General features: G+C 26.2%; 11 protein-coding genes. 10 read left to right on the forward strand and 1 reads right to left on the reverse strand.

The window, feature by feature from the left end:
- Nucleotides 1-103: 103 nt before the first annotated feature.
- Together KGF50_RS18385 and KGF50_RS18390 are read left to right on the forward strand one after the other, a co-directional pair.
- Nucleotides 104-1042 (forward strand): S8 family peptidase, encoded by a 939-nt coding sequence (locus KGF50_RS18385; RefSeq protein ID WP_227849405.1) that lies wholly within the window; start codon nt 104-106, stop codon nt 1040-1042.
- A gap of 224 nt (nt 1043-1266) precedes the next feature.
- The gene (locus KGF50_RS18390; protein ID WP_227849406.1) at nt 1267-1695 is read left to right on the forward strand and encodes a flavodoxin; all 429 of its coding nucleotides are present in this window, start codon (nt 1267-1269) and stop codon (nt 1693-1695) included.
- 315 nt (nt 1696-2010) lie between these two features.
- Here KGF50_RS18390 and KGF50_RS18395 read toward each other — a convergent pair whose 3' ends face one another.
- Nucleotides 2011-2805 carry an aldolase/citrate lyase family protein gene (locus KGF50_RS18395; RefSeq protein ID WP_227849407.1) on the reverse strand — a complete coding sequence of 265 codons (795 nt, stop codon included), beginning with the start codon at nt 2803-2805 and terminating at the stop codon, nt 2011-2013.
- Nucleotides 2806-2964: 159 nt separating this feature from the next.
- Between KGF50_RS18395 and KGF50_RS18400 the strand changes: the two genes are divergently transcribed.
- The 8 genes from KGF50_RS18400 to KGF50_RS18430 all read left to right on the forward strand — a co-directional run bounded on the left by KGF50_RS18400 (nt 2965) and on the right by KGF50_RS18430 (nt 8926).
- Nucleotides 2965-3333, forward strand: coding sequence for a MerR family transcriptional regulator (locus KGF50_RS18400; protein WP_227849408.1), 369 nt, complete (start codon nt 2965-2967; stop codon nt 3331-3333).
- A 464-nt stretch (nt 3334-3797) separates the two neighbouring features.
- Nucleotides 3798-4160: a metal-dependent transcriptional regulator gene (locus KGF50_RS18405; RefSeq protein ID WP_227849409.1), complete on the forward strand. Its 363-nt coding sequence runs from the start codon at nt 3798-3800 to the stop codon at nt 4158-4160.
- An 11-nt stretch (nt 4161-4171) separates the two neighbouring features.
- Nucleotides 4172-5836 carry a helix-turn-helix domain-containing protein gene (locus KGF50_RS18410; protein WP_227849410.1) on the forward strand — a complete coding sequence of 555 codons (1665 nt, stop codon included), beginning with the start codon at nt 4172-4174 and terminating at the stop codon, nt 5834-5836.
- Between the two features lie 62 nt (nt 5837-5898).
- Nucleotides 5899-6651, forward strand: coding sequence for a sulfite exporter TauE/SafE family protein (locus tag KGF50_RS18415; protein ID WP_227435094.1), 753 nt, complete (start codon nt 5899-5901; stop codon nt 6649-6651).
- Nucleotides 6652-7018: 367 nt separating this feature from the next.
- Nucleotides 7019-7153: a hypothetical protein gene (locus KGF50_RS22420; RefSeq protein WP_255287792.1), complete on the forward strand. Its 135-nt coding sequence runs from the start codon at nt 7019-7021 to the stop codon at nt 7151-7153.
- A 265-nt stretch (nt 7154-7418) separates the two neighbouring features.
- The gene (locus KGF50_RS18420; protein WP_227849411.1) at nt 7419-7712 is read left to right on the forward strand and encodes an autorepressor SdpR family transcription factor; all 294 of its coding nucleotides are present in this window, start codon (nt 7419-7421) and stop codon (nt 7710-7712) included.
- Complete coding sequence (locus tag KGF50_RS18425; RefSeq protein WP_227849412.1) at nt 7693-8334, forward strand: SdpI family protein; 642 nt, start codon at nt 7693-7695, stop codon at nt 8332-8334. Before KGF50_RS18420 ends, KGF50_RS18425 begins: the two co-directional genes overlap by 20 nt.
- A 259-nt stretch (nt 8335-8593) precedes the next feature.
- Nucleotides 8594-8926 (forward strand): carboxymuconolactone decarboxylase family protein, encoded by a 333-nt coding sequence (locus tag KGF50_RS18430; RefSeq protein ID WP_227849413.1) that lies wholly within the window; start codon nt 8594-8596, stop codon nt 8924-8926.
- Nucleotides 8927-9007: the final 81 nt, after the last annotated feature.

A 9007-nucleotide genomic window follows, 5' to 3' on the forward strand; every position in this document is an offset into this window, starting at 1 on the left:
GAGTATAAGCATGTAACTATAAATTAAATTATTAATTTATAGTTTATTATTTTAACTTGTTTATAATTTTTTATATGCAATAAAATTTTTAGGGGGATACATTATGAATAAAAAAATGAAGTTAATTCCATATGAGATAAATGAAAATCTAAGAGGAACAAAGAATAAATTTCCATATGGTATAAAACAAATGAATGCTAAAGGAATGTGGGAAGAGGGCTATACTGGTAAAAATGTTGTAGTTGGTATAATAGATACAGGTTGTGATACATCTCATCCTCTATTAAAAGGGAAAATTATTGGAGGTGCAAATTTCAGTGATGATAGTAATGGAAATAAAAATATATATGAGGATTTTAATGGACATGGAACACATGTAGCAGGTATTATAGCAGCATCTAATTATAATAATGAAGTTATGGGAGTAGCGCCAGATTGTAAATTATTAATAGCAAAAGCATTAAATAAAGATGGTATTGGGACATATCAGAGTATAATTAATGCTATCAACTTTGCTGTGAGTAGCAAGGTGGATATTATATCTATGTCTCTAGGAGGGAATAAAGATGATAAAAATCTAAAAAATGCTGTTTTACAAGCAGTAAAAAATAATATCCCTGTAGTGTGTGCAGCTGGTAATAATGGAGATGGGGATTCTAGTACAAGTGAATATAGTTATCCAGCAAGTTATCCTGAAGTAATAGAAGTAGGTGCAATAAATGAAAACTATTTAGTTGAGAAATTTAGCAATTCAAATAGTACAATAGATTTAGTTGCACCAGGAAGAAATATTTTATCAACTTATATGGATAATAAACTCGCTATTATGAGTGGTACTAGTATGAGTGCACCCTATGTAACAGGTTCAATGGCATTGATTAAAGAGTGGGCAAGAGAGGAGTTTGAAAGAAATTTTGATGAAGCTGAGTTGTATGCACAGTTAATAAAGTGTACAAGAGCGCTTGGTTTACCTAGAACAGAACAAGGAAATGGTTACTTATATTTAAATCTTTATAAATACAAGGGCAATAGTAAAAGATAGCCTTTGTTTGCTAATAAAAAATAAAGACTATCGAGTCATTAAGTAAATGATAAAAATTATTTAATGAGAAATATTATCAATAAATATTGATTTTTAAAACTAGGCATGATATTATATATTTAGAAAAAATAAAGAGATTTCAAATAAAGAAATCTTTTATTTTTTAAATTATAGTTAGCTATAGCTAACTTATAAATTGATTAAAAATATCATAGGAGGTAAAAATGAGTAAAATATATATTGTTTATTGGAGTGGAACAGGAAATACTGAAAAAATGGCAAATTTTGTAGCAGAAGGTGTAAAGTCAAAAGGTAAAACACCAGAGGTTCTAGATGTAAGTTTATTGAAAGCAAGCGATTTAAAAGGAGAAAATAAATTTGCACTAGGTTGCCCATCTATGGGAGCAGAACAATTAGAAGAAGGTTATATGGAACCATTTGTATCAGAATTAGAGTCAATGGTATCAGGTAAACAGATTGGATTATTTGGTTCATATGGTTGGGGAAATTGTGAATGGATGAGAGACTGGGAAGAACGTATGCAAAATGCTGGTGCTACAATTATAGGTGGTGAAGGAATCACAGCAATGGAAGATCCAGATGGAGAAGCAGAGGATAATTGTATTGCATTAGGTAAAATGTTGGCTGAATAAATTTGTATGCTATAAAAAGCTAATTTTTAAAAACTAATGATAATATTAGTATACATAACATTAAAAAGTATTAATAGTATGACATATGTGATGAATATTCTATAAAAGAGAAAATATTTAATGTTTTGACTTCAACATATATTCAGTACTGCCAGATAACGATTTTTTATTTGTTATCTGGCAGTATGTTTATTAAGTAGAAATTGCATAATCTGAATTATTTAATCTTATGAAAGTTTTAATAAGTGTTATAGAAAAAACTAAGGAAAAGGAGTAATAATGTGCTCAATTTATTGTACAAGAAATACAAATTATTTAATGTCGTTTTTCAACTGGTACAACTTCATCATAAAAAGACCATAATTGATTGATAGCAGAGGTGATAAAAGTTGTATCTTGTGCAAAGCAAAGCATATTTGCACCAATATTAACCCATGTTTCAACACTTGTTTTTTCTATTGTTGGAAAGACAATAAAAGGCATTTTATATTTTTTACATATCTCAGCAGCATGAGTAATCATATTTTTTATTTCTGGTCTATCCATATCTCCAGCAAAGCCAAGATCTAAAGATAGGTCGCCAGGACCTAGTGCTATAATATCAACACCATCAACCTGTATTATCTCTTCAAGATTGTCATAGCCTGATTTTTGTTCAATTAACATCATTTTCAATGTTTCTTTATCTGCATTTTTAATGTAGTCTAAATAATTCATACGCCCATAATAAGAAGCACGTTGAGGGTTGCATCCTCTTATACCTTTTGGTGGATAGGTACAAAATGATACTGCTTTTTGTGCGTCTTGTACTGTATTAATAAATGGAAATCCTATAATATCTGTCCCCATATCCATTATAGCTCTAACAAGAGCAGGGTCACTATTTCCCACTCTAACCAAAGAAGCAGCACCACCAGCATGTGCTGCTATCATATGTTGCTGAATGTCTTTACGGTCTAAAGCTCCATGTTCTCCCTCAATCCAGACAAAATCATATCCAGATAATCCTACTAATTCACTTACAGCTGAATCAGACAGTGAAACTGCAATCCCGCAAAGTACTTTTCCTGCATTTAAATTTTCTTTAATCATAGTTGCATATTTTTTCATTTATATCATCCTTTCTTTTACCAATTGATTTTTACACTTCAAACTATACAACTTCAACCTAACTTGAAGTCAATACTTTTTATTGACTACTGATTGACTATTATGAAAGGAATTTTTATAATGTTATTATTCATTTAAAAGTTTAGGGAGGTAAAGAATATGCAATATTCCATGACTGAGGTATCAAAAATAACTGAAATTTCTCCATCAGCAATCCGTTTTTATGAAGAAAAAGGTTTACTACTTCCTATCAATAGAAAACCAAGTGGTGTTCGTTACTTTTCAGAAAAGGATGTAGAACGTTTGATATTTATTACAGAACTTAAAAAGGCAGGTTTATCTATAAAGAATATATATGAATGTTTTCATTTCTGTGATATGGGGGATGACACAATAGATAAAAGAATTTGCCTATTTGAGCAATATAAACAGAATATTCAAAATAAAATACATGTGTTGGAACATTGTATGGAGCAAATAGATGAAAAAGTAGCTTATCTAAATGAAAAAAAGGCAGTTAAGAAATAATTTTTTGTGCTCTTCTTATAACTATTTCTATTGAGGATAAGTAAATATAGAAAAAGGATACTAGTTTTTGATATTAGATTCTTAGAATTAATGGTTTGATAATAATTAAAATAGTGTGTAGAAAATGAATTAGTATTCCTGTCATTTATATCTGATTTTATGAAGTTTTTTCAACTATGTTGTCTATTTATTTATGTAAACTCTTGTTTTTAATGATTTTTACACTATGTATCAAAGTCTAAAGTGGGTTTTATTTTATATGATATTTCTCTATGTAATAAAAAAGAAAATTATGATAAGATATATTAATGTAAGTGATAAAAATACTTATGAGTATAAAAGTGAGTATTTTTTTATTATATATGAACAATCTAGATTATGATGTTAAAACATACAGTTATACTTTTTTAACTAGTATGATAAAAATATTAGAATTGAATTGTTATTGCTTGGGGGAAGTAGAAATGTATGAATCAAGAGAAAATTATTTAGAGACAATATTGATTTTGGAGAAGAAAAATGGAGTTGTAAAGTCTATTGATATAGCAAAAGAATTAAATTATAGTAAAGCAAGTGTAAGTAGAGCTGTAGGGATTTTAAAAGAAAGTGGTCTTATTATAATGATGCTCGATGGTGAAATTATTTTAACTGAGAATGGTAGAAAAAAAGCAGAAGAAATTTATGAAAAACATATTTTAATTACTAAATTTCTAATAAATACATTGGGAGTTTCATTCAATATAGCTGAAAAGGATGCATGTAGAATAGAGCATGTTATAAGCAATGAGACATTTGAAAGAATAAAAAAATATTTAGACAAGAACTAAGAGGTGAACATATGGAGTATTTTAGTGAGTCGAGTAAATATGAAGTGCAAAAATTTAATTGGGGAGAAGTTACATGGATACATGAGCCATCAAAAACACAATCTAATAGACTTAGTGCTGGAGTTGTAAAATTTTTTCCAGGAAATTGTCAAGAAAAACATTTTCATTTAAGTGAAGAACAACTTTTATACGTGATTCAAGGAGAAGGAATACAAATAATTGATGGTAGAAAGATTAATATAAGGAAATCATCAATAATCTATTGCCCACCATATTCAGAACATGAAATTATAAATACTGGTAAAAATGATTTGATAATATTAATCGCCTATGTTCCCTATAAATTTTCGAGCTTAAAACAATTACCAATCATGTTTTCTGAGAATAATATACAAGAATTAGTTAATATAAATATAATTGAAAATATTGCAAATCAAATATCTAATATACTAAAGCTTAAAATATCTATTTATGATTCAAAACACGAAAAAATATTTGAAACTAATGGAGAAGTTGAATTTTGCAATATTTGCAAAAACATAAGAATATGTAATAGGAAACTTAATAAAAATATAAATAACGATAATTTTACTAAAATATATAATTGTGATTATGATGTTTCTAGCCTAGAGATACCTATAGTATTAGAAGAAAATATAATTGGATATATAGAATGTGGAAATTTTATAATATATAAATCTATTGATATAGATAAAAAGTTATCTATATTATCAAATAACTCAAATATAGATATAAAATCTATAAATAAAATTTACAGTGAAATCCCATTAAATCCTAAAAGTAGATTATATGTATTAAAAGAAAATTTACTAATGGTAACTGATTTTATTCAGGAAATAGCAAAAAGAAAGTTCTTTGAAAACCAACTTAGCATAAAAGATGAGGAAATATTAAAAAATAGAAAAGAGAAGATAAAGCTTGAAGATGCACTTAAAAGAGCTAATAATAAGATATTAGAAGAAAAGTGTATTATAAGCCCTGTAGGAATTAGTATACTTAATACTAGCTGTGGAGAGTATCCTTATGAATTAGAATTTTCTCTTGAGAAAGAAATTAAAAATATGAATTTAGAAGGTATTTGTAAATTAATAGAGGTAAATAAGAAAATACATAATAATATTAAAAGTATTATTCAAGAGGTGATACTCGTATTATCTAGAACAGTACTTAGGGATTTAGAAGATTTAAATCTTATCTATTACGTAAAAAATAAATATACTAAAGAAATATCACTTGTAAGTAGTGATGAAGACCTATGGAATATATTACTTGAATTTTCTAAAGAATGTATTGATATTAATAGAGAATTTTGGAGAAAAGATAAAGTAAATTTAATTGAAAAGATAAACGAATATATACAAAAATATTATAAAGAAAATATAACTTTAAATAGTATATCTGAGGTGTTTTTTATAAGTCCAAATTATTTAAGTTCTATTTTCAATGAAAAGAATAAAATTTCAATAACTGAGTATATAAATATTCTTAGGATAGAAGAATCTAAAAAATACTTGAAAAATGGGAATATGAGTATAGCTGATATTTGCAAGAAAGTAGGCTTCAATAATAGCAGTTATTTTTCACAAATATTTAAAAAATTTAATAAGATCACTCCAAATGAATATAGAAAAAATATATTGAACAATAAAATTTAAAAAGGAATTGTATGAAGTATATATTGTAAAGGAGATTGAAATAGAATGTATGGAGGAATTTTATGTTTGTAATTACTTTTTTATGTATAGGGGGCTTTATAGCTGCTTTTGTAGATTCTATAGCAGGTGGAGGTGGACTTATCAGTATGCCTGTTCTTATGGCTATTGGAGTACCAATACATCTTGCTATTGGTACAAACAAATTTGCAGCATCAGCAGGCTGTATAAGTAGTGCTTATAGGTATGCAAAATCTGGCAAAACTAATAATGAACTTTTAAAAAAGTTAGTTCCATTTACTATTATAGGTAGTATTTTAGGAGTAAAATGTGTATTATCAATAAATGAAAATATACTAAATGTTTTAGTTGTATTAATGATTTTAATAGTGGCAATTTATACTTTTGTTTCTAAAAATTTAGGTCAAGAAGACAGATTTGAAGGTATTAATAAGAAAAATTTGAGATTAGGAATGCTTATGGCATTTATAATGGGATTTTATGATGGTTTTTTTGGGCCTGGAACAGGAACATTTCTAACTTTTGGATTTATAAAAATATATGGATATGATTTCTTGCATGCTTCAGCAAATACAAAAATATTAAACTTAACAAGCAACGTAACTTCGTTGTTATTATTTATGATAAATGGTCAAGTATATTATAAAATTGCTGTGTTGTTTGCATTAGTAATGATAATAGGGGCTTATGTAGGTGCTAAAGTTGCAATAAAAAATGGTTCAAAAATGATAAAACCAATATTTTTAGTAATGGCATTGTTTATGGTCACAAAGTTAATGTACCAGACCTTGTTTTAATTGGATAGTTTTAACTCTTATAATTATTTTTATATTATATAAAAATCTACAACCATTGTAATTAGATTAGTTGTGGCTTTTTTATATGATACTAATTATTAAAAACTTCAAGTGTTTGTAGTTTCTAAATGCTTATTAGAGTATATATGAGAATACATATTTCAAGTCAGTTTAAGATTTTTATGAGGTCAATGTTGTACAAATATGAATATATACAAATTTTACAAAAATTCTAATTATCTTCTAATGCAGTTCATATATAATACATATGGAAATTGTAATATTATAATAGAAAAGTTATATAGTATAAAAATATAATTTTAATCTATGTATATGAAATATATAATAATTTGTAGGAGGAATATATATGAACATATCAAGAAGAGCTATGAAAATAATTGAACTGGCGCAGAGAATTGCTAATAAAAGAGGTGTAACAGTACAAGAAGCTTGGAATGATGCCGTAAGAGAATACAGAGAAAAGTATGAATATGTTGCATAAATAGTGCACGTTATATTTTAAATATAAGAAAGTTTATAAAATAAAAGGACTTAGAGTTTTATTTCTAAGTCCTTTTATTTTTTTGAAAGTAAAGTATTTAAATAAAGCAATCTATGAGTAAGATTGCTTTATTTAAAACTAATTTTAAAAATTTATATAATAATTTCAATAACTATTTAGAAAAATATCTAAATAGTTATTGAAATGAATAATTAATTATGTTATATTGTATTTAGATGAAATTCTAAATAGAGAGGTGATATTGTTGGGTTTTCCAGAAACGTTTAAAGCTCTTTCTGACCCTGTAAGAAGAGAAATCTTACTTATGCTAAAGGATAACAAGATGTCAGCAGGAGAAATTAGTGAAAAATTTAATATGACAAATGCCACAATCTCTTATCATCTATCTCAATTAAAAAAGGCAGGGCTCATATTTGAAACCAAGTATAAAAACTTCATTTTCTATGAGATAAATACTTCAGTTTTTGAGGAAGTTATGCTTTGGTTTTCACAATTTATGGAGAAGGGAGAAAAAGATAATGAAAAAAATGATAAATAAACAATTTGTTTTATCAACTTTAGTATGTTTTATACCATTTATTGTATCAGTTTATTTTTATAATAGATTGCCAGATCAGGTTGCAATTCATTTTGACAATTATGGAAATCCAGATAATTATGCTCCAAAAGTTATAGCAGCTTTTGGTGTACCATTATTAATGCTATGTGTTCATCTATATACATGGTTTAGACTTGAAAATGAACCTAAAAAAATAGGATTTTCAAAAATACTTCAAGGTTTTTCAAAATGGGGAGTTGCTATACTTTCAGTTATTTTACAAGTAATGATGATTATGTATTCAATAGGAATTACTTTAGAGACAAATTTTTATATAGGATTGTTTTCAGGAATATTGATTTTCTTTATTGGAAACTATATTCCTAAATGTAAACAAAATTATACATTAGGAATAAAATTACCATGGACTCTTAATGATGAAGAAAATTGGAATAAAACACATCATTTAGCTGGGTGGCTTTGGATTATTGGTGGAATATTGTTAATTATTAATGCATTTATTAATATTCCTTTTTATAATACTTTTGTAATAATTATGATTGTAGTGATACCATTTATATACTCTTATTTTATATATAAGAATTCAGCTAAAAATAATTAGGATAGTTATATATTTTTATAAAACTTAGTTAAATATTATATATTTCAGAGCTAAAACAGACAATTGAAAACTTATTAAGGTATTTATTTTAGCTCTGAAAATTAATTAATATTCAAAATAAGAAGTCATCATTGACTATATATTCTAAGGTTATTTGCCCATCAAGCTATGTGTTGAAAATTCATATTTAATATTGAAAATACAATTATGATGTGATATTATAATCTATAAAAATTATTTATAAACACAGGAGGTAGACATGAATCTTGAAGAAATGAAAGAATATAGAAAGTTATATAATAAGAAACTAAGTGAAACAGATGAATTTTTTAGAGTATTTGGAAGTCTTGATGATAAGACCTATTCTGAGGGAGCTATAAGTAAAAAAAATAAAGAATTGATGGGATTAGCAATTTCTATTTTAAGTCGTTGTGATGAATGTATTTGCTATCATATAGAGGGATGTGTCAACTCTGAAGCAAGTAAGGCTGAAATTATAGAAGCAATAAAAATAGGTGTAATTGGTGGGGGCTCTATTACATATCCAAATGCAAGATTTGCAATAAAAATTTTAGAAGAACTTAATATATAATTTTTGTACATAGTTATTTGTATTGATACTAATATATTAATTTAATAATATTATTGAGTATATTTTAATATAGTATATAAT

This window comes from Clostridioides sp. ZZV15-6598 (assembly GCF_020657705.1).
Lineage (GTDB): Bacteria > Bacillota > Clostridia > Peptostreptococcales > Peptostreptococcaceae > Clostridioides > Clostridioides difficile_F.